The sequence below is a fragment of the Sutterella sp. AM11-39 genome, assembly GCF_003472385.1.
GTDB lineage: Bacteria > Pseudomonadota > Gammaproteobacteria > Burkholderiales > Burkholderiaceae_F > Duodenibacillus > Duodenibacillus intestinigallinarum.
Genome location: NZ_QRLV01000005.1, coordinates 41,470 through 62,403 on the forward strand (window position 1 = coordinate 41,470; position 20,934 = coordinate 62,403).

Consider the following 20,934-nt stretch of genomic DNA (forward strand, 5'->3'; position numbering starts at 1 on the left):
TTCTTAAGACACGGCGGCGGCACCACCGACGATTTCGGTGATTTCCTTCGTAATGCCGGCCTGACGGGTCTTGTTATAGACGAGCTGCAGTTCACCGATCAGCTTCTTGGCGTTGTCCGAAGCGGCCTTCATGGCCACCATACGGGCAGACTGCTCGGAAGCCATGTTTTCTGCAACCGACGAATAAATCAAAGCTTCGACGTAGCGCTTGAGCAATTCGTCGAGCACGGTCTGCGCATTCGGTTCGTAGATATAGTCCCACGAATACGCATGCGGTTTTTCCCCGAGGGATGCGAGCTTGTCGTCGGTAAGCGGCAAAAGCTGCTCAATGACAGGTTCCTGCTTCATCGCGTTGATAAAGCGCGAGTAAGCGAGGTACACGCAATCAACCTTGCCCTGCGCGTAAGCATCGAGCTGTACGCGGATGGCACCCAGGAGGCGTTCGAGCTGGGGATGATCGCCCAGCTGAACAGCCTGGCTCACCACTTCGAGACCGGCGTGGCCGCAGAATGCGACAGCCTTGTTACCAATGGCCGTCACCTGCAGCGTTACGCCCTGTTCGCGAAGTTCGGCTGCCTTGTGCAGAACCTGTCGCTGAATGTTCGTATTCAGCGCACCGGCCAGACCCTTGTCCGTGGTCACCATGATGAGCGCGGCCTTACCGGTCTGAACCTTGTGCTTGACGAGGAACGGATGGCTGTAGTCCGCACGTGCACTTGCAAGATGCGCAATGATATTGCGCACCTTGTCGGCATACGGGCGGGCTGCGCGCATACGATCCTGAGCCTTACGCATCTTCGAGGCCGCAACCATCTCCATCGCCTTGGTGATCTTGCGCGTGTTCTGCACGCTCTTGATCTTTCCGCGAATTTCCTTTGTACTAGGCATGTGGTCCTCTCAGAGTGTGTTGGTGCCGATTACCACGCACCGTTCTTCTTGAACTCTTCGATAGCAGACTTCATGATGGCGCCGTCTTCCTTGGACAGCTCCTTCTTCTGCTCGATGCGTTCAACCAGATCGGCGTGGTGCTGCTGCAGGTATTCACGCATGGCGCGTTCGCACTTGAGAGCGTCCTTAACGGCCACGTCGTCAAATGCACCCATTTCAACAGCGTACAACGTCACAGCTTCTTCCCAAACCTGCAACGGCTGGTACTGGGGCTGCTTCATGAGTTCGGTCACCACACGGCCGCGTTCAAGCTGCTTGCGGGTGGCTTCGTCAAGGTCGCTGGCGAACTGAGCAAATGCAGCCAGTTCACGATACTGAGCCAGGGCCAGACGCACACCGCCGCCGAGCTTCTTGATGATCTTGGTCTGAGCTGCGCCACCCACACGAGACACCGAGATGCCGGGGTTGATAGCAGGACGGACACCGGCGTTGAACAAGTCGGTTTCCAAGAAGATCTGGCCGTCGGTAATAGAAATCACGTTCGTCGGAACGAAGGCGGTCACGTCACCGGCCTGCGTTTCAATGATCGGCAGAGCGGTCATCGAACCCGTCTTGCCCTTGACAGCACCCTTCGTGAAGCGTTCGACATAAGCCGGGTTCACGCGAGCGGCGCGTTCGAGCAGACGGGAGTGCAGGTAGAACACGTCGCCGGGATAGGCTTCGCGTCCGGGCGGACGACGCAGCAACAGGGAAATCTGGCGATAAGCCCAGGCCTGCTTGGTCAAGTCGTCGTAGACAATCAGGCTGTCCTGACCGCGGTCACGGAAGTACTCGCCCATCGTGGCGCCCGCGTAGGGAGCGATGTACTGCAGAGCGGCGGATTCGGAAGCCGTAGCAGCCACGATGATGGTGTATTCCATAGCGCCGTGCTCTTCGAGCTGACGCACCACGTTAGCGATCGTGGAGGCCTTCTGGCCGATAGCCACGTAAACGCAGATCAGGTCCTTGCCCTTCTGGTTAATGATCGTATCGATGGCGATAGCCGTCTTACCGGTCTGGCGGTCGCCGATGATCAATTCACGCTGGCCACGGCCAATCGGGATCATGGCGTCAACAGACTTCAGACCCGTCTGAACAGGCTGGCTCACGGACTGACGATCGATAACGCCGGGAGCAACCTTTTCAACCACGTCGAATTCGTCAGTAGCGATCGGGCCCTTGCCGTCGATCGGCTGGCCGAGCGCGTTCACCACGCGGCCGATCAGGGCCGGACCGACGGGAACGGAAAGGATGCGACCGGTGGTCTTGACCGTATCGCCTTCGGAAATGTGTTCGTAGTTGCCGAGAATAACGGCACCGACGGAATCACGTTCAAGGTTAAGCGCGAGGCCATAGGTATTGCCGGGGAATTCCAGCATTTCGCCCTGCATCACGTCGTGAAGACCGTGCACGCGGCAAATACCGTCAGTCACCGAAACCACGGTGCCCTGGGTACGGAGATCAGCCGAAACCCCGAGGCCTTCGATTCGCTGCTTCAGCAGTTCGCTGATTTCACTAGGATTAAGTTGCATTCTTAGAGCTCCGAAATTTATGCGGTGAGCGCCGCCTTCATCTGCGCAAGACGCGCACGAACCGAACCGTCAAGCACTTGGTCTCCAACACGGATGCTGACACCGCCGATGAGGTCCTTGTTGATGGACACTTCAGGGCGGAGCGTCACTCCGGGGAACTTCTGGCTAAGAGCTTTGACAAGCTGGTCGACGTCCTTCTTGGTAAGCGCGTAGGCGGACTCGATGTAGGCGTCAGCGACACCTTCGGATTCGTTTTTAAGCGCACGGAACTGCGCGGCGATCTCGGGCAAAGCACAGAGACGACCATTTTCGATGACTGTGCGCAGAAGGCCTTTCAGCTGGGAGGGAGCCTCCTCGCCGATCGACCCGGCAAGCAGGTCATACATCTGGTCATCGGTCACCTTAGGATCGGACACGAGTTCGGCAACCTGCGGTTCGGAAACCGCAGAGCTGAGAGCAAAGAGCGACTGCTCAATCTCAGCGGCCTGCGCGGTGTCCCCACGGTCTGCAAGAGCCTTCCAGAGGCCTTGAGCGTAAGGGCGGGCAATCGTCGAAAGTTCAGCCATGATTAGAGCTTCGCCTTAAGTTGTTCAAGAAGCTGTGCGTGGACGGACTTGTCCACTTCGCGAGCAAGAATCTGCTCGGCACCGGCAACAGCGAGTGCTGCAACTTCGTCACGAAGCTGTTCGCGGGCACGCTGCATTTCCTGTGCGGCCTCAGCCTTGGCGCTCGCAATGATGCGATCGGCTTCAGCCTGGGCGCGTTCCTTGGCATTTTCAACGATCGCTGCGCCGCGCTTTTCACCGTCAGAGACGATGGTCGTCGCATGAGCACGTGCTTCTGCTTCGATCTCGCGGCCCTTGGCCTGGGCTTCGGCAAGAGCTTCGTTGCTCTTGTCGGCAGCGGCAAGACCCTGAGCGATCTTGTTTTGGCGTTCTTCGATCGCTTTGATCAAAGGCGGCCAGATGAACTTCATCGTGATCCAGCATCCGATGAAGAACACCACCATCTGTACAAACAGAGAGGCATTAATGTTCATTGTCAACCCCGTTTTTGCCGCACACCCCAGCGGCGGATTAGCTTGGAGCCTCCGCCGTCAAGGTGTTCGCGGCAACGTCAATTAAAAATAGACGGTATTGGATCGAGCCTTGTGCATCGATCCTTTAAACCGGGATTAGCCGGCGAACGGGTTGGCAAAGGCGAACATCATGGCCACGCCGACGCCGATAAGGAAGGCAGCGTCGATCAGGCCGGCGAGCAGGAACATCTTCGTCTGAAGGGTGTTCATGAGCTCGGGCTGGCGAGCGGCAGATTCGAGGTACTTAGAACCCATGATGCCGATGCCAATGCAGGCGCCCATGGCACCGAAGGCGATAATGAGGCCGGAGGCCAGGGCAACCATAGCAACGTTGGTCATTGCAAACTCCTTAAGTTTTTCCAGTTAGGAATGAAAAGAGAAAGTTAGGAAAAGGAAAAAATATCTGTCAGTGTCCGTCATGTGCCTGACCGATGTAAACCAAGGTCAGCATCATCATGATGAACGCCTGAAGCAGAACGATCAAAATGTGGAACAACCACCAGCAAAGGCCGGCAAAAATCTGGCCGAACACGCTCAACGAGCCCCCGAACACGCCGAAGCTCATGGCATAGCCGCCGAGCAGAGCGATCAGGAAGAAGAGCAGTTCACCTGCGTACATGTTGCCAAAGAGTCGCATGCCGAGACTGACGGTCTTAGCAAGATACTCAATGATATTCAATGCACAGTTAAAGGGCCACAACAGGAAGTGGTTGCCGAACGGAGCCGAGAACAGCTCGTGGAACCAACCGCCTGCACCTTTAATCTTAAAGCCGTAGTACAGACTCAGGAGAAGCACGGCGATGGAGATACCCATCGTGCCATTCAAGTCTGCCGTCGGCAGCGGACGCAAGTAGTGGATGCCGAAAAGACCAGCGATAGCGGGCAGCAAGTCGACAGGAACCAAGTCGATTGCATTCATCAGCACGACCCAGACGAAAACCGTCAATGCACAGGGAGCGATAAAGGTACGATCGCCGTGCACAATCGATTTACTCTGTTCTTCCACCATATCCACAAGCATTTCAACGGCGCACTGGAACTTGCCCGGCACACCGCTCGTCGCATTCTTTGCGGCGCGGCGAAGCAACCACAGCGAAACAACAAGCATGAGGATAGAGAAGAAGATGGTGTCGTAGTTGATGACCGAAAAGTCAATGATTGACTGCATCTTGCCGGAGGCATTATGCGTCAGGTGGTGAAGCATGTATCCGGTTGAGCTAAGTGCTCCTTCTGTAGCCATAACCAAATCCCTTTGGGTCTCAGTGTTTAATAAAGATAGAAATCATCTGGCCGAACACACCGGCAATGATGCCGGCCAGCATTGCGGGCCAGACGAGATCTGTGAAGAACTTCGCCGTCAGCGCAAAGAGCACGCAGATTACGAAAATCTTGAGAAGCTCGCCCAGAAGTATCAGCGCCGGAGCAATCGGCTTTTTACTTCCGATGCTTCGAAGCAAACACAAAGCGAACATAGCGTTGGGCACAGCAACACACAAACCACCGAACATGGCAGACAAACCTGCCCCCGAACCGAACCCGATCCAGGAGCCGAGCGCTGTCACGACGATGGCTGCAAATTGCCAGAGCACGACACGAACCAATTCCTCACGATTCATACCGTGCCGAACCCCCTTTTTTAAATGGCGCTATTTTACGTGTGTACATACTCTTTAACAAGTATCTGAAGGGCTTAAAGTCCTTACCACCACAGAGGTAGGCGGCGGCGCATTCTGCCAGTTTTTTAGCGGGTTTGCCAAATCTTAAGGCGTTTTGTTATGCGCCCTCCTTTTTCGACATCTCGAAAACAAAACTCTGAGAAACGCGCCACCTATCTGTTACATTTTCTCCGGGGCCAGTTTGGCGATCAGCGCATCGAGATCGTCAAGGTCCGCGAAATCGATCACGATCTTGCCACGCCCCTTCTTTCCGTACACAACATGTACCGGTGCACCGATCGATTCGGCCAGGCGTTCTTCAAGAATGCGATCATCTGCACTTGGTTCTTTCTTACCGTCCTTGGCCTTCTTCTCATTTCCCTTATCCGTCATGCGGGCAATCAGACGTTCGGTTTCGCGAACCGACAGATCCTTAGCGACGATCTCGTTGGCCAACTGAATCTGTTCGGCCCCCGAAAGAGCCAGAAGTGCGCGAGCATGGCCCATGTCAATCTTGCCATCGGCAAGCATCTGCTTGACCGCTTCGGTCAGGTTCAGCAGGCGCAACAGATTAGTCGTCGCAGAACGGCTGCGACCGATAGCCTCGGCAGCCTGCTCATGGGTATAGCCGAATTCTTCTATGAGACGGCTCACGCCAGCGGCTTCTTCCACAGCGTTCAAATCTTCGCGCTGCATATTTTCGATAAGCGCCATGGCAAGCGCGCTCTTATCATCGACTTCTCGAACAATGGCGGGAACTGTCTTTTTGCCAGCCAGCTTGCTTGCACGGTAGCGGCGTTCGCCGGCGATAATCTCATACCGACCGCTTGCAAGCGGTCGAACGATGATCGGACTGATTACGCCCTGCTGACGAATTGAGTCACTAAGCTCCTGCAGTTTTTCCTGCTCAATAAGTGTGCGCGGCTGATACTTGCCGGCCTTGAGCTGGCCAATTTCAATCTCTCGCACAGCAGGACCCTCGTTTTTCTCCTGTGCAGCAGCCGCAGCAGCTTTCGCCTTCGCCGGCGTCGGAATGTTGGCAGGCACCTCAGCACCCAATAGAGATGACAAGCCTCGACCGAGGCGACTGGTTTTCTTAGGTGGCATAACGCGTTACTCCTTTTGAGCGGCTTGTACTTCATCTTTGACGCGGCGAATTAGTTCGCGTCCAAAATCAAGGTAGGCTTTGGCACCCGTGCTTGTCTTCTTGTAGTACATCACGGGCTTACCGAAAGAGGGTGCTTCCGCCAGACTCACATTACGCGGAATCACCGTATCAAACACAACGGCACCGAAGGTCTGGATCAGTTCGTTGCTCACGAGGTTCTGCAACGAGATGCGCGGGCTGTACATGACGCGCAGCACACCTATCACCTTCAGGTTGGGATTCTTGTTGGCCACAACTCGATTGATCGTCTCGACCAGATCACTCAAGCCTTCCATCGCGTAGTACTCACACTGCATCGGGACAATCACCCCCATGGCACAGCACAACGCATTCACGGTGATAAGCGAAAGCGACGGAGGACAATCGATCAAAATGAAATCGTAGCGATCCTCGACCTTGGCAAGAATATTCTTGAGCAAATTGTCGCGATCTTTCATCTCAGCAATTTCAAGCTCAGCTGCCGACAATTCGCGATTGGAAGGCAGAACGTCGTATCCACCGACTTCGCTCTTCTGTACGACCTGGTCGAATTTGATCTTCTTGTTTACCAAAAGATCATAAATAGTGAATTCACACTCACTTTTTTCTACGCCGGATCCTGTGGTGGCATTCCCCTGGGCATCCAGGTCCACCAACAAAACTTTCTTGCGCTTTTTTGCCAAAGCGGCGGCTGTATTTACTGCAGTCGTTGTTTTTCCGACGCCGCCTTTCTGATTGGCGATGCAAAAGATATAAGCCATCTTCTTTTTATGCTCCGTAATCTTATTTGCGCATCAAAGCGCTTAAAGTTGTGCCCACAATTCTGAAAATCCGGCCCAGAACGTGGAGACACCAAGACAAATCAAAATAAACGAGAAAATTCTTGCCAACGCGTCGGACCCGGCTGCACCAATGGCTCGTGTGATTCTGTCGCAATAGCGGTAACACACCCACACCAGAGCAATGCTCAGCCCAAGCCCCAACAAAGTGCCGACCAACTGACCAACATCCTCATAAGGAGTCGCACCGAGGGCTACGGCAACGGAAATGGCCCCCGGGCCGGTTGTCAACGGCAACGTAAACGGATAAAAAGCCATCGTCGAGAGAGCCCGCGCACTCTTAGGTTGTCCGGAAGGCGCTCCGTCTTCTTGTGCCGGCGCATTCAACGCCTGCCAACCGGCGCTAAAGAGCACAATTCCCCCGGCCATCCTCAAAACACCGATCGAAATTCCGAAGAAGTTCAAAATGATGTTTCCGGCAAACAAACACACCACCAACACGATCAGCGAATACAAACCAATGCGATTGGCCATAGCACTGCGCACATGAGGATCCACTCCGTTGGTAAGCGTCAGAAAAAACATCGCACCACCAAAGGGATTGAGCACAGGAACCAAAGCCGCGAAGACCATAATGGCTGCCGTGTACAAATTGGCAATTTCAGATTCAAGCATGATCATTTTTTAGTTCAGAGTCCTGAAAATTGCTTGATATAGCTCTCTCATATGACAATTAGATGATTCCCCATTGATTTCAAAGGAATTTTTGAGTCCTTCAACTCAAATCGCGTTTAAATCACCTCAAATTCAAGAACTTCAAGCAACCTTACGCTTGAGGACAATTAAAACACGTTCAATTTTTCCCTTTTCCAGAGTTAAACGCTGTTTTTTTTCGACTTCAACGTCGGGCGGCAACTCTTCGATTTCTTGCTCAGGAAACTTACCTTTCATTGCAAGCCAACGTCCGTCTTCTGCAAGAACGTCGCGCGTTAGTTCCACCATATCTTTTAGCGATGCAAACGCACGGCTGGTCACCACTTCAAACGTTTTACTCTTCAGTGTTTCGATACGAGCATGGATCGGTTCCACATTAGAAAGGCGACACGTTACACAAGCCTGCTTCTGAAAAAGCGTTTTCTTTTGAACAGCGTCTACCATTGTGATCCGCAGATCAGGGCGCATGATCGCCAATGGAATTGCAGGAAGGCCACCTCCGCTGCCGACGTCCAAAACATTTTTCACATCTCCGACCAAATCGGAAAAGTGCTGGACAAGTGTCAGAGAATCAGCAATGTGCAGTCGTACCACATCTTCTGGATTCTTAATGCTTGTCAAGTTGTACGCATTATTCCAACGCAACAAAAGCGATGAAAAACGAGCCAATTTTTCAGCCTGATCTTCTGACAGTTCCAACTGAATTTCATCGCGTACCTTTGCTTGGATTTCTGAAGCTTGAAAGTCCAACGCCACGTTTAGTTACCCCACTTGAGACGTTTCAAATACACAAGAAGCAAAGAAACTGCAGCCGGAGTCACACCGGAAATTCTGGATGCCTGCCCCAAGGTTTCAGGACGGACAGCCTTGAGTTTTTGACGTACTTCGAACGACAATCCAATTACTTTATCGTAATCAAGATCAGAAGGCATAACCATTTCTTCGTGTGCCAACGTTTTCTGCACCTCTTCTTTTTGACGTTCGATATACCCCTTGTACTTCAATGCGATCTCGATTTGTTCAATCTGACTTTCGTCCGTCAGAGGCGTTTCACTCACCATCTCTCCGCTTTGTTTCTTTAGAGACATGAGCGTGCCGTAAGATACATTCGGACGAGACAATAGGGCCGCCAAGTTATATTCGCGTTCGATACCGGTCCCCAACACTCGTTGGGCCTCTGCTGCTTCGATCACTTTAGGATTGACCCAGGTAGTCTTCAGACGAGACAGTTCTGTTTCAACCGCCTCCTTTTTTCTCATGTAGCGATCGAATTTTTCATCACTAAGAACTCCCAATCTGTGTGCCGTTTCAGCTAGTCTCGCATCGGCATTATCTTCACGCAAGCTCAAGCGATATTCTGCGCGACTCGTGAACATACGATACGGTTCCGTGACGCCTCGCGTTGTCAAATCATCGATCATTACACCAAGATAAGCCTCATCGCGTCTCGGCGTCCATTCTTCCTTTTCAAGAGCTCGAGCCGCCGCGTTAATGCCGGCCAAAAGACCTTGAGCTGCAGCCTCTTCGTACCCAGTCGTACCGTTGATCTGACCAGCAAAGTACAAATTTTCAATTCGCTTGCATTCAAAGGTTCTCTTCAATTCTCGCGGATCGTAAAAATCGTACTCAATGGCATACCCCGGTCTAAGCAGATACGCATTCTCCAAACCAGGAATGCAATGGATCATCTCCAACTGAACATCAAACGGAAGAGAAGTTGAGATACCGTTCGGATAGAACTCGTTTGTCGACAGTCCCTCAGGCTCCAAAAAGACCTGGTGACTATCCTTATCTTTGAACCGTTGAACCTTATCTTCGATAGAAGGGCAATAACGAGGACCAATGCCTTCGATAATTCCGGAATACATCGGTGAACGATCTAAATTTCTACGAATGATGTCGTGCATTTTCTCGTTCGTGTGAGTAATCCAGCACGGAACCTGCCGAGGATGCTCAATTCCGGGCTCCATTAACGAAAAGGATGGAACAGGATTTAAATCCCCCGGCTGCTCTTTGCATTTTGAAAAATCGATGGATCTTCCATCAATTCGAGCAGGAGTTCCAGTCTTCAGACGCCCTTTCGGAAGACCCAGATCAATCAATCGTTCTGCTAATTTAATGGATGGAGGATCCCCTGCACGGCCGGCAGAAAAATGATCCAGACCTATATGAACCAGACCATTTAAAAATGTTCCACTGCAAATTACAACACTCTTTGCAGAGAATCGACATCCTGTTTTGCTCACTACCCCACAAACTCGATTGTTTTCCACAATCAAATCGTCAGCAGCCATTTGGAAAACAAAGAGATTAGGCTGATTCTCAATGCGACTACGCATCACTACGCGGTACAGATTTCGATCAATCTGAGCGCGTGTTGCTCGGACTGCAGGACCTTTCGATCGATTCAAAATTCGAAACTGAATACCTGCGGCATCAGTCACGACCCCCATTGCGCCACCCATTGCGTCAACCTCTTTAACTAGGTGACCTTTACCGATGCCTCCAATAGACGGGTTACACGACAACTGTCCGATAGTATCCATATTGTGTGTGATCAAAAGTGTTTTCGCCCCCATTCTTGCTGAAGCTAAAGCAGCCTCAGCACCGGCGTGACCACAACCAACCACCACAACATCAAATAAATCCGGGTAATTCATTTTTTAAGGAGTGCACCAACTTCTATCAATTTACCTTCTTCAAAGGCATCTTTAAGCGTGCATATCACAGAAAAGATTGTCGACCAAAACTTTTAGCAATACAGATTTTTTTGCCAGTCGAAATTCTACTTTTCATCCATCTCATCAGATTATTTTTTTTGCGATTTTCTTGTCCTAAGCCAAACTTTCTTTTCTATCCTCCACTTCATCTCATCTTTTTTTCACCTCTTGAATGTTTCACGTGAAACACCCCTTCAGCTCTCTCCTCGTTTTATTTAGATGGTGCATTTCACTTCCTCTATTTTTTACACCATATCGCGCAGTCTCTTTATCTTTTTTGTTTCACGTGAAACATTCGCAAAATCCTAAATCTCTCAAAAAATCATAATCACCAACTTTGGTTTTAACTTTTTTTTAATGTCAACACAGACCACTTCAACCTTCTACATCATCAAACTTCACTACCAGAGATGTTTCACGTGAAACAATCTAATAACTCACCTCTCTCACCACTCACTCCATCATCATTGACTCTTTTATTTTTTCCTACACCTGCAATCACACCTACAAATATCTCTCTTGCAATCCATAAATTACTGTGCCAGTTTGTAATCGCATTTCTTCTTAGCAATACGTCACACTAAACAATCTGTTCTCTAGTCATTATTACTTCAAGATATGTTTCACGTGAAACATCCTTCCTAAACAAACTCATCCTCCTCATTTTGAAATCAAAACTATTTCAGTCCTCCACTCAATATCAAAACTTACTCCATACGACAACCGCATTTTGTTTCTTAAAAAAATTTAGATCCTTTCCTTGTCATCTCCACCATGTTTCACGTGAAACATGTGTCCTATAGATCCACCTACACAATATTTTTTCCTTTAAAATCAATATATTAGATTAAATTTAAAGGCCACCGAACATCTTTCTGTGTTAAACAAGCTAAGCAGTGTGTTTTTCAGCTAAATTGTGTGACCCTACCTTTCTTTTCAAATCTTCATCGTCTTCCGGGTGTACGCATGACAACCACAAGCACCACTATTTCGATCCAATCACCTCATCACTCAGGAAAGGATCTCCTTTTTCAGGGACGTCTTGCCGGAGAGCGCTTTTACGATGTGTCTGTCACAGGAGAAAAAGTTCCCTTTCGACGCATTCGCCTGAGTCCGACTCCTCAAGCATTCGGAGGACATCCGCAGCCTTCCGTTTACCTCACGGATGTCACCGGCCCCTTTGGAGAAAACGGAAACAATGAAACTCCAATAAAACGCCAGCGTCCGCTTCCCGGCGCTCCGACTCAATTGGCCGCCGCACGCGCAGGCATAGTGACTCCGGAGATGGCATATGTCGCCACACGTGAAAATCTCTGCCGCCAACATCTCAAAACAGAAGTGGATGCTTTAGGCAACGAAAAGTTGATCAAACTGCTGTCTCCCGCACTCGATGCTCCTCTGTTCACACCGGAGAAGGTTCGCGAGTTGGTGGCCACCAGACAAGCCGTCATTCCGTGTAACTTCAAGCACCCTGAATGTGAACCAATGGTCATCGGCAAACACTTCTCGACCAAAGTGAATGCCAACATCGGAACATCCTCATCCTCAAAGGATTGGCACGAAGAGCTCGATAAACTTAAAGAATCTTTGCTGTGCGGAGCAAATACCGTGATGGATCTTTCTACCGGAAAATCCATCATCCAGACTCGAGAAATGATTCTCAGGCACTCTCCCGTCCCTGTTGGAACAGTGCCTCTCTATGAAACACTGGAACGTGCCGGAGGCAAGCCCGAGCAGATGTCCTGGGAAATTTTCAAAGAAGTCATGATTGACCAAGCTGAGCAAGGCGTCGACTACATGACTATCCACGCAGGACTATTGAATGCGCACGTCGAGCTGACACGTTCTCGTCTGACCGGCATTGTCTCGCGCGGCGGCGGTTTGATCACTGTTTGGATGCGCAAGCATGGCAAAGAGAATTTCCTGTATGACCACTTCGATGAAATTCTTGATATTGCCGCGCGTTACGACATCACGCTCTCACTCGGTGACGGCCTGCGGTCGGGAAGTCTTCACGACGGCAACGATGCTGCACAGTTTGCAGAACTCCAGACGCTCGGCGAACTGAACCGGGCTGCCGGCAAGCGTGACGTTCAAGTCATGATTGAAGGGCCCGGTCACATTCCGCTCAACGGCATTGCCTTGAATCAGATCAAAGAAGAAAAGCTGTGTGACGGCGCTCCGTTCTATACCCTTGGACCGCTGGTGACCGACTGCGGTGCGGGTTACGACCATGTCACGGCAGCCATCGGCGGGGCCATCATCGGCTCGCACGGAACCGCCATGCTTTGCTACGTCACACCGAAAGAACATCTCGGTCTTCCCGATGCCGACGATGTCAGAGAAGGTCTTGCAGTCTTCCGCATTGCAGCGCACGCCGCCGACATTGCCAAAGGCATTCCCGGCGCGACAATTCGCGATTTGATGATGAGTGCAGCACGTTTTGAATTCCGCTGGAATGATCAGTTCAATCTGTCAGTAGATTCTGCTCGAGCAGCCAGTATGCATGACGAAACCCTCGGAGGCTCAGGAGGTCGAGACGCGCATTTCTGCAGCATGTGCGGTCCCGGCTTCTGCCCAATGAAACTCGCTCGCGATCTGTTTGACGATTAACTTGACCAAACAAATGCCCGGAAAGATGAAGTTCAGGCTTCTCTTTTCGGGCTTACTTTGTCTGTTCATCCTTTCGGCGTTTTCTTCCGACAACCAACCAGGACAACAGCAGCAGCGGCCATAAAAAGGCGCTCACTATCCACTTAATCATCAACCCAGCCGTCACTTTTTTGCTCATATTGCGCCAGGTCAACGAAAAAATAGCAACGGCACCGGCAACCCCCCAAAGCAAAATCACGCAATAAATTAAGGCTCTTTGGTTGTACGAATCACCGAACGTAGCAAAGAAAGCCGCAATTGGAACGCAGGCAACTACCACGATAGCCGCACAGACGGCTGCTGCGATGGCGTTTTGTGTGGAGTTTTTCGGGGGAAGACTCATAATATCGTTCGTAAAGACGGCAGTTGAATGACCCCGTCAATATTACCCGAGCACTGAACGCAACCCACAGTTTCTATGGTTTCCGATAAAGACCCTATCGTCGCCCGAAGCAGCGCCCCCGGCCGAGGTGGTATCGGCGTAGTTCGCATTTCAGGCACTAAAGAACAAGTGAATATTATTTCACAAATTCTTTTTCCTCAAAAAGAACTCAAGCCACGCTACGCCCATCTACTATCCTTCAAGGATTCCGACGGGCATTTGATTGACCGCGCTATTGTCATCCGTTACTTCGGCCCTGCTTCCTATACCGGAGAGGACGTCCTTGAGATTCAAGCGCACGGCGGTCCGGCCTTGCAGCAGGTTATTCTGGAACGCTGTCTTCAGGCAGGACGCGAGATCGGTCTTCGTACGGCCGAACCCGGCGAATTCACCAAGCGCGCCTTTTTGAACAATCGCATGGATTTGGCGCAAGCCGAAGCCGTGGCTGACCTGATTGAAGCCAATTCAAGTGCGGCCGTACGTGCCGCCGCCCGGTCCCTGCAAGGAGAGTTTTCTAAACGCATTCACGAAATCAACGCGGATCTTTTGGAACTGCGTGCCTACATTGAAGCCACCATTGATTTCCCGGAAGAGGAAATAGACTTTATTGAAAGCGGTCACGTCAATGAACGCGTGACAACAATCTCGCAAAAGCTCATGCAACTGCAAAACGCAGCTATGCGAGGTAAGGTTCTTCGCGAGGGTCTCACGGTTGTTCTCGCCGGCGCTCCTAACGTTGGCAAGAGCTCTCTTATGAATGCTCTGGCCTGCGACGATGTCGCTATCGTCACTGACATTGCGGGCACCACACGAGACCGCATCACTCACACGATTCACTTGGACGGTTTGGCTGTCAATCTGATCGATACGGCTGGCGTCCGTCACACCGACAACGAGGTTGAGCGTATCGGCATTGAACGCACGCTGCAGTCGGTTGAAAATGCCGACATTGTGCTTCTGCTTCGAAGCGCCGATCAGACGGAGTCCCGGGAAGAAGAAGAAGCACTGTCTCTTATTCTTCCCCGACTGCGAGAAGGCGTGGAGTTTCTCAACGTCTTCAATAAGATCGATCTTGCGACAGAAAAAGCCCCGAAAGACGCCATCGGCATTTCAGCAAAGACAGGAGAGGGTGTTGAAAACCTGGTGTCCCGTCTCAAGACAATCGCCGGAGAGTCGGAAAGCGAGGAGGGGGACTTTCTTGCACGAGCCCGTCATTTGGACTGTCTGGCACGCGCCTGCGAACATCTGCACGTTCTTGCGGACAACGCCGTCGGCCGCACCGTAGGGCTCGACATTGCGGCCGAGGAATTAAGGCTGGCCGGAAATGCTCTGGGAGAAATCGTCGGAGAAACCACCCCGGACAATCTTTTAGGCATGATCTTCTCCAAGTTCTGCATCGGCAAGTAGATCGTTGTACATCATAAAAAAAAAGACTCGCCCCGGTCTCCAGTAACGGAAATCGGGGCGAACGTTTTTTTGTCAGAAGTTTTTTACCGCCTTACGACGGTAACGCGTCTTCTCACTGATTGACCGCATTCAGACGCTTGGCGCGTTCTTTGGCAATCTGTTTGTTGACGTACCACTGCTGAGCGATGGAGAGAACATTGTTCGTCAGCCAGTAGAGAACCAAACCGGCCGGGAAGAAGAAGAACATCACACCAAAAACAAGAGGCATGATCACCATCATCTTGGCCTGCATCGGATCGGTCGGAGTCGGATTCAGTTTGATCTGCAGGAACATCGTCGCCATCATGATGGCCGGCAGGATGAACCAAGGATCGGGACTCGCAAGGTCGCTCACCCAACCGAGCCAAGCAGAATCGCGCAGTTCAACCGAAGCCAGGAGCACCCAGTACAGAGCCAGGAACACAGGAATCTGCAAAAGGATGGGCAGACAACCACCGATCGGGTTGATCTTTTCCTTGCGGTACAGCTCCATGATGGCCTGCTGATAACGCTGCTTATCCTGACCATACTGTTCCTGCAATGCCTTCATGCGCGGCGTGATTTCCTTCATGCGAGCCATCGACTTGTAGCCAGCGGCAGAAATCGGGTAAAGGATCAACTTCACCAGAACCGTCAGCAACACGATCGACCAACCCCAGTTACCGCACAAACCGTACATGAAGTTAAGAATCGAGTAGATCGGCTTGGCAAGGAACGTCAACCAGCCGTAGTCAACAACCAGATCCAGACCGTCAGCCAGATAGGACAGGCGGTTCTGATCCTGAGGACCAACATACAGCGTGGCAGCCGTGTTGACGGACTGCTTGGGTTCGACCGTACCGAGCTTCAGAATCGAGCCGACGGCAAACAGATTCTGATCAAGCTTGGACGTGTAGAACTCGCGTTCATGCTTGCCGGTTTCGCCGCGCACATCGGTCCAGGCCGAAATGAAGTAGTGCTGAATCATAGCGATCCAGCCGTTGTCGGTCTTTGTCACATGACCGGACTTGTCGCTGATGTCGTCAAACGAAATCTTCTGGAACTTGTCTTCTTCGGTGTAGATCGCCGGGCCCGTGTAGGTGTAGTAGAAGGTGCTCTGGCCTTCAGGCTTGTTGCCGTCGCGGGTCAGCTGATAGTAGATCGACGGACGGATAGCCGATTCGCCGTTGTTAACAAGTTCGTGGCGGACTGTGATCGAGTAGCGACCGTCAGAGAGTTCGTAGTGCTTGCGAACCGTGACGTTGTTGACCGTGCTTTCGAAAGTAGCCGTATAGACGTTGACTTCACGCCCAAGTTCCTTGTCCATGCGCTTTTCGGTCTTGGTGCCGATGTGCTTGAACAAAGACTTGTGGTTGGGAAAATCACCGCCAATAAAGCCGCTTTGCGCCACATAGACACTCTTGGGAGAAACGGTGAGAAGCTCAATATTGGGACGAGCGGCCGGTTCCTTACCGAGAATCATGCCGGCGATACCGACTTCGGTCCAATCGGACTGCTGATGCTCTTTCAGAAGCACGGCATGCGTGACAACGCCTCCGACTTCGTCAATCGTAAGCTTGAGCATGTCGTTGCTGACTTCAACAGGTCGCTTGGCATCGATCATGCCCTTAGCAACCGCTTCGGAACCGCTGCCGACGGTCTGAGGCACACTGTCGGCTCCGTCATTGCTCTGAGCCGCATCGGCCGTCTGCTCGGTCTGCGTTGTTGCAGGTTCTCCGAAAAATGAGGGCTTTCCGTTGTAGACGTTCCAGTTGTCCCACAACATAAAGCAGGAGGCCACCAGAATCACCCACATGAGGGTACGTTGAAAATCGCTTCCCATATCAGGTCCAAATCTTTCTATTGTCTAAGTCGGTCGATACTTTGCTTCGAAGGGTGTACGGCATCGTCGTGACACCAACAGCGCCATCGGAATTTATCAGGTACGGGATCGTATCCGCTTCCTCCGAAGGGATGGCATCGCGCCAATCGCGCAACCGTCATCCAAAGTCCTTTGAAGACTCCGTGCTTTTCAAAAGCCTCGATCGCATAGTTGGAACAGGTCGGCACAAACCGGCACTGATTTCCCACCCACGGCGACAATGTGAGTTGATACAACCGAACCAATACAATGAACAGTCGCTTCATTACGGATTGACTTCGGTGTCCAATTTGATCGTCTTGAGTCTTTTGAAAAGCGCGGCAATGGCAAGCTCGGTACTTCGTCGAACATTTTCTTTGGCCTGAGCCACCGTCACTTCGTTTCTCACAAGAAGCGGCGTTCGATAGCGCAGACTGATATCCAGACCAAGTCCTTGCTTGTCACAGACGTCCCTCATTCGAGGCAGTGCCTCACGCGCACACTCTCGCATGACGCGCTTGACAAGAGCTCGATCAACGGAGCGTCTGACGTTTTTCTTTCCGACCGTAAAACCAAAACGGACGAGACCCGTTTGCTTATGCGCCTGTGCGCACACACTCACGGAATCGCGTCCGAGTCGGATGCTGCCGGGCCCTTGAGCACGCAAAACACTTCCAAAATCCTCTGATTTGAGAATCCGAGCCGATTTCGGGAACTTATTTGCGCCAGGCCCGGGCGTCATTTTGCTCACCCTACGGCTGCGTCAATAGAGCAGCTTAGAGAGCGAGAACGTGACGGCCCTTGCGACGGCGACGGGCCAGAACTGCACGACCGCCCTTGGTACGGGAGCGGACGAGGAAACCGTGCGTGCGGGCACGCTTGGTCTTGGAAGGTTGGTAAGTACGCTTGGTTGCCATGATTGTTTCCCAGCTGTAGTTATCGAATAGGTTAGATCAGCGGCGTTGCCGACGGTGTTTACGATTGAAGACAATCGTTAGCGGCAGCCCCGGGTTAATTTTTGTCGGACCCAAGGCTCAAGAAGGGTGAGCACTACGGACATCCGGTGTCAAAGCTCGGCAGTTTTGTCGGCGCAAAATAGCCTCCTCCATACCGAGGTCTTCGAAAAGCCTGATATTAAACCTTATTTTTGGCCCATCTGTCAAATTCGAAACACAAATCCAAACAAATCGGTAGACGTTCAAAAAAAATTTTTGCACAGGATTTTGTGTTTTCTTCATTTTTAAATTCAACGAGTCGTGCAAAGTTTCGATTCTGCGGCTAAGTGAGGATCACCATGAAAAACCGAAGAACGTCCGCAACAGCTAAAATGTTCGCCCCAACCGACACTCCCCATATTGATATCAAACCGAAGTTTGCGTCCGTTGCCGTAGCTTCGCAGGAGTGTCTTTTTTATTTGTTTCATGCCCTATGAGTGATTTTTGGACTGCTTGTTTAGAGCAAATTAAGAACGACACCCCCCGCGATGTATTCCAGACCTGGTTTGCAGATCTGACCGCGGACGTCGAACTTGAGGCCGGTTCCATTACGATTTTGGCTCCTTCGGGCGCCAAACTCCGTACCGTGCGCGACTCTTACGGCACCACCATCACTCAGTACGTCAACCGCCAGGCCGGCAAAGAAATGGACATCGTCTGGGCTGTCGCTCAGAGTAAGCCTCAGCGTCCGTTTGCGGAACACGTCGAAGAGAACAAGCCCGACATTGCTACCACAGGTCTTCTGCCCAACCTCACGTTCGAAAATCTGGTGGAAGGTCAGGCCAACCAGATGGCTTTCGCTTCGGCTCTGCAGGTGGCCTCAAGCACGCACTCCGTCTACAACCCGCTTTTCATCTACGGCGGCGTGGGCCTCGGCAAGACACACCTGATGCACGCCATCGGCAATCGTTTTCTCAAGAACAATCCCAAAGCCAAGGTACTGTGCGTGTCCGCGCAACAATACACGCAGGAGTTCGTCGACGCCATGCGTCTGAAAAATGTCAACTCCGAGCGCTACACGGAAGCTATGCGAAAGTTCGACGCCCGCTATCGCGGCATCGATATGTTGCTCATCGACGATATTCAGAGCTTCCGCGACCGTGAAGGCACGCAGACGAACTTCTTCTTAACGTTCGAGAGCATGGTGCCGCACGGCAAACAGATTGTCCTCACGAGCGACACTTACCCAAAAAATCTCTCGGAATTCCAGGACCGCCTGCTGAGCCGCCTCACACAGGGCCTGATCGTCATGATTGAGCCGCCGGAATTCGAGATGCGCGTGCAGATTCTGCTACAGAAGGCGGAGCGCTCCGGCATCAACATGCCGCAGGACGTCGCTGAAATCATCGCCAAGCGCATCAAGAGCAATGTGCGTGAACTCGAAGGCGCTGTCCAGCAGATTTTGGCCTACACGCGCTTTCATCAGGTGCCGGTCACACTTGATACAGCCAAGATGGCTCTGCGCGACATTTTCAAGGCGACGGCTACGCCTGTTACCATCGACAACATCCAGAAAGCCGTTGCCGAGTACTACGGCATCAAACCGAGCGACATCGTCGCCAAGTCGCGCAAGGCAAATCTCGTGCGCGCCCGTCAGGTCGCCATGTACCTGTCAAAGGAACTCACCAACAAGAGCCTGCCGGAGATCGGCGCCTTGTTCGGAGGACGCGACCATACGACGGTCATTTACGCACACCGCAAGGTCACGAGCGAACGCAATACCGACGACGGCCTCAAGCACGATATTCACCTGCTCGAACAGCGTCTGAAAAACTAATTTTTCGATACGTTTTCGCCGCCTCCGAATCCCGTTTCGAGGCGGCGAAAAACTGCAAGAATCGTTAAAATTGTGAGATTCGCGCACGCCCGCGAGGGTATTGTGCGCATACGATTTTTAGAAAGGCAATTGACTCCCATGCAGTTTATCAAGTGCACCCGCGAGGCTCTTCTCAAACCCCTGCAAACCGTCGGCGGCATTGTTGAAGGTCGTCAGACGCTTCCAATTCTGGCCAACGTCCTCATCCAGAAGGAAAAGGACAAGGTGAGTTTCACAACCACCGACCTGGAAATCCAGATCCGTACGACGGCCGATGTCGGAACGGGTGACGAAGACTGCAAGACTTCTCTGCCTGCAGCCAAGCTGCTGGCTCTGCTCGCCGCTCTGCCCGGTGCGTCAACTGAAGTTGCTCTCAACGCAGAAGAACGCAAAGTGGTGCTCTCTGCAGCCAATTCGCGTTTCTCGCTTTCTCAGCTGCCCGCTGAGGACTATCCCGAGCTCAACACCTCCGAAATGAGTACGAGCTTCAAGGTGCCGGCTCAGAACCTCAAGCATCTGCTGCAGATGGTGCACTTCTCCATGGCTCAGCAGGACATCCGCTACTACCTCAACGGCATGTTGCTGGTCGTCCAGAACAAAAAAGTGCGCGCTGTTGCCACCGACGGTCACCGTCTGGCCTGCTGCGATGACAATTCTGAAATCGAGTTTGACGGCAGCATCGAAGCCATCCTTCCGCGCAAGACCGTTCAGCAGCTCATGAAGTTGCTACCGGATACCGACGCCGAAGTTCTGGTTGAAATTGGCAAGTCGCAGGCTCGCTTCGTGTTCGGCGATATTGACTTCCTCACCAAGCTCGTCGAAGGCAAGTTCCCAGACTACAACCGTGTGATCCCGCAAAACAACGACAAGACATTCCTTGTCAACCGCGAAGAACTAATCGGCGCACTGCGTCGTGCAGCTATTCTTGCCAATGAAAAGTTCAAGGGGTTGCGCTGGATCATCACGCCGGGCTGTCTGAAGGTGCAAAGCGCCAACTCCGAAATGGAAGAAGCCGAAGAACAAATCGCCATCAACTACGACGGTCCCGATCTCGACGTTGGCTTCAATGTGGTGTATCTGCTCGACGTTCTGGGTAATCTCAAAAACAACGAAGTGCGCTTTTCTCTGTCAAATGCTCAGGGCGCCACGCTGCTCACCATGCCCGACAGCGAGCTCTTCCGCTACGTGCTGATGCCGATGCGCATCTAATTCGAACGCCTTCTCCGTTTCGGCGCCTGTTGTCTTCAGCGG

21 protein-coding genes are annotated in these 20,934 nt (G+C 52.0%); 4 read left to right on the forward strand and 17 right to left on the reverse strand.

Annotated features, from left to right (window positions below):
• Positions 1–3 precede the first annotated feature (3 nt).
• The 12 genes from atpG to mnmG all read right to left on the reverse strand — a co-directional run bounded on the left by atpG (position 4) and on the right by mnmG (position 10,492).
• Positions 4–888, reverse strand: a complete 885-nt coding sequence (gene atpG / locus DW133_RS05645) for a F0F1 ATP synthase subunit gamma (protein WP_118275678.1) — start codon at positions 886–888, stop codon at positions 4–6.
• Positions 889–917: 29 nt separating this feature from the next.
• Positions 918–2,459, reverse strand: a complete 1,542-nt coding sequence (gene atpA, locus DW133_RS05650; protein WP_118275679.1) for a F0F1 ATP synthase subunit alpha — start codon at positions 2,457–2,459, stop codon at positions 918–920.
• Between the two features lie 17 nt (positions 2,460–2,476).
• Positions 2,477–3,025 (reverse strand): F0F1 ATP synthase subunit delta, encoded by a 549-nt coding sequence (locus DW133_RS05655; RefSeq protein ID WP_118275680.1) that lies wholly within the window; start codon positions 3,023–3,025, stop codon positions 2,477–2,479.
• A gap of 2 nt (positions 3,026–3,027) precedes the next feature.
• A complete protein-coding gene (locus DW133_RS05660; RefSeq protein ID WP_118275681.1) occupies positions 3,028–3,498 on the reverse strand; it encodes a F0F1 ATP synthase subunit B in 471 nt (156 codons plus the stop codon).
• A gap of 135 nt (positions 3,499–3,633) precedes the next feature.
• Positions 3,634–3,876, reverse strand: a complete 243-nt coding sequence (gene atpE, locus DW133_RS05665; RefSeq protein ID WP_118275682.1) for a F0F1 ATP synthase subunit C — start codon at positions 3,874–3,876, stop codon at positions 3,634–3,636.
• 67 nt (positions 3,877–3,943) lie between these two features.
• Positions 3,944–4,777 (reverse strand): F0F1 ATP synthase subunit A, encoded by an 834-nt coding sequence (gene atpB / locus DW133_RS05670; protein WP_118275683.1) that lies wholly within the window; start codon positions 4,775–4,777, stop codon positions 3,944–3,946.
• A gap of 19 nt (positions 4,778–4,796) precedes the next feature.
• On the reverse strand, positions 4,797–5,153 hold the full coding sequence (locus DW133_RS05675; protein ID WP_118275684.1) for an ATP synthase subunit I: 357 nt from the start codon (positions 5,151–5,153) through the stop codon (positions 4,797–4,799).
• Between the two features lie 219 nt (positions 5,154–5,372).
• Positions 5,373–6,299 (reverse strand): ParB/RepB/Spo0J family partition protein, encoded by a 927-nt coding sequence (locus tag DW133_RS10110; protein WP_199588813.1) that lies wholly within the window; start codon positions 6,297–6,299, stop codon positions 5,373–5,375.
• Between the two features lie 6 nt (positions 6,300–6,305).
• Positions 6,306–7,100 carry a ParA family protein gene (locus tag DW133_RS10115; RefSeq protein ID WP_199588815.1) on the reverse strand — a complete coding sequence of 265 codons (795 nt, stop codon included), beginning with the start codon at positions 7,098–7,100 and terminating at the stop codon, positions 6,306–6,308.
• A gap of 42 nt (positions 7,101–7,142) precedes the next feature.
• Positions 7,143–7,799 carry a MarC family protein gene (locus DW133_RS05685; RefSeq protein WP_118275685.1) on the reverse strand — a complete coding sequence of 219 codons (657 nt, stop codon included), beginning with the start codon at positions 7,797–7,799 and terminating at the stop codon, positions 7,143–7,145.
• Positions 7,800–7,934: 135 nt separating this feature from the next.
• Positions 7,935–8,588 (reverse strand): 16S rRNA (guanine(527)-N(7))-methyltransferase RsmG, encoded by a 654-nt coding sequence (gene rsmG / locus DW133_RS05690; protein WP_118275686.1) that lies wholly within the window; start codon positions 8,586–8,588, stop codon positions 7,935–7,937.
• A 2-nt stretch (positions 8,589–8,590) separates the two neighbouring features.
• Positions 8,591–10,492 (reverse strand): tRNA uridine-5-carboxymethylaminomethyl(34) synthesis enzyme MnmG, encoded by a 1,902-nt coding sequence (gene mnmG / locus DW133_RS05695; protein ID WP_118275687.1) that lies wholly within the window; start codon positions 10,490–10,492, stop codon positions 8,591–8,593.
• Positions 10,493–11,518: 1,026 nt separating this feature from the next.
• Between mnmG and thiC the strand changes: the two genes are divergently transcribed.
• A complete protein-coding gene (thiC, locus tag DW133_RS05700; RefSeq protein ID WP_118275688.1) occupies positions 11,519–13,165 on the forward strand; it encodes a phosphomethylpyrimidine synthase ThiC in 1,647 nt (548 codons plus the stop codon).
• 52 nt (positions 13,166–13,217) lie between these two features.
• Here the strand turns inward: thiC and DW133_RS05705 are convergent, their stop codons facing one another.
• Positions 13,218–13,547, reverse strand: a complete 330-nt coding sequence (locus DW133_RS05705; protein ID WP_118275689.1) for a hypothetical protein — start codon at positions 13,545–13,547, stop codon at positions 13,218–13,220.
• Between the two features lie 75 nt (positions 13,548–13,622).
• Here DW133_RS05705 and mnmE point away from each other — a divergent pair, with 75 nt between their 5' ends.
• Positions 13,623–14,993, forward strand: a complete 1,371-nt coding sequence (gene mnmE, locus DW133_RS05710) for a tRNA uridine-5-carboxymethylaminomethyl(34) synthesis GTPase MnmE (protein WP_118275690.1) — start codon at positions 13,623–13,625, stop codon at positions 14,991–14,993.
• 112 nt (positions 14,994–15,105) lie between these two features.
• Here the strand turns inward: mnmE and yidC are convergent, their stop codons facing one another.
• Genes yidC through rpmH form a run of 4 tightly spaced genes read right to left on the reverse strand, consistent with a single transcriptional unit; the run spans position 15,106 to position 17,789 of the window.
• Positions 15,106–16,854 (reverse strand): membrane protein insertase YidC, encoded by a 1,749-nt coding sequence (gene yidC, locus DW133_RS05715; protein WP_118275691.1) that lies wholly within the window; start codon positions 16,852–16,854, stop codon positions 15,106–15,108.
• 17 nt (positions 16,855–16,871) lie between these two features.
• Positions 16,872–17,159: a membrane protein insertion efficiency factor YidD gene (gene yidD / locus DW133_RS05720; protein WP_118275692.1), complete on the reverse strand. Its 288-nt coding sequence runs from the start codon at positions 17,157–17,159 to the stop codon at positions 16,872–16,874.
• A complete protein-coding gene (locus DW133_RS05725) occupies positions 17,159–17,614 on the reverse strand; it encodes a ribonuclease P protein component (protein ID WP_118275693.1) in 456 nt (151 codons plus the stop codon). The genes yidD and DW133_RS05725 overlap by 1 nt, the downstream gene beginning before the upstream one ends.
• A gap of 34 nt (positions 17,615–17,648) precedes the next feature.
• Complete coding sequence (gene rpmH / locus DW133_RS05730) at positions 17,649–17,789, reverse strand: 50S ribosomal protein L34 (RefSeq protein ID WP_118275694.1); 141 nt, start codon at positions 17,787–17,789, stop codon at positions 17,649–17,651.
• 511 nt (positions 17,790–18,300) lie between these two features.
• Here rpmH and dnaA point away from each other — a divergent pair.
• A complete protein-coding gene (gene dnaA / locus DW133_RS05735; protein ID WP_118275695.1) occupies positions 18,301–19,644 on the forward strand; it encodes a chromosomal replication initiator protein DnaA in 1,344 nt (447 codons plus the stop codon).
• A gap of 138 nt (positions 19,645–19,782) precedes the next feature.
• On the forward strand, positions 19,783–20,892 hold the full coding sequence (gene dnaN, locus DW133_RS05740) for a DNA polymerase III subunit beta (protein WP_118275696.1): 1,110 nt from the start codon (positions 19,783–19,785) through the stop codon (positions 20,890–20,892).
• Positions 20,893–20,934: the final 42 nt, after the last annotated feature.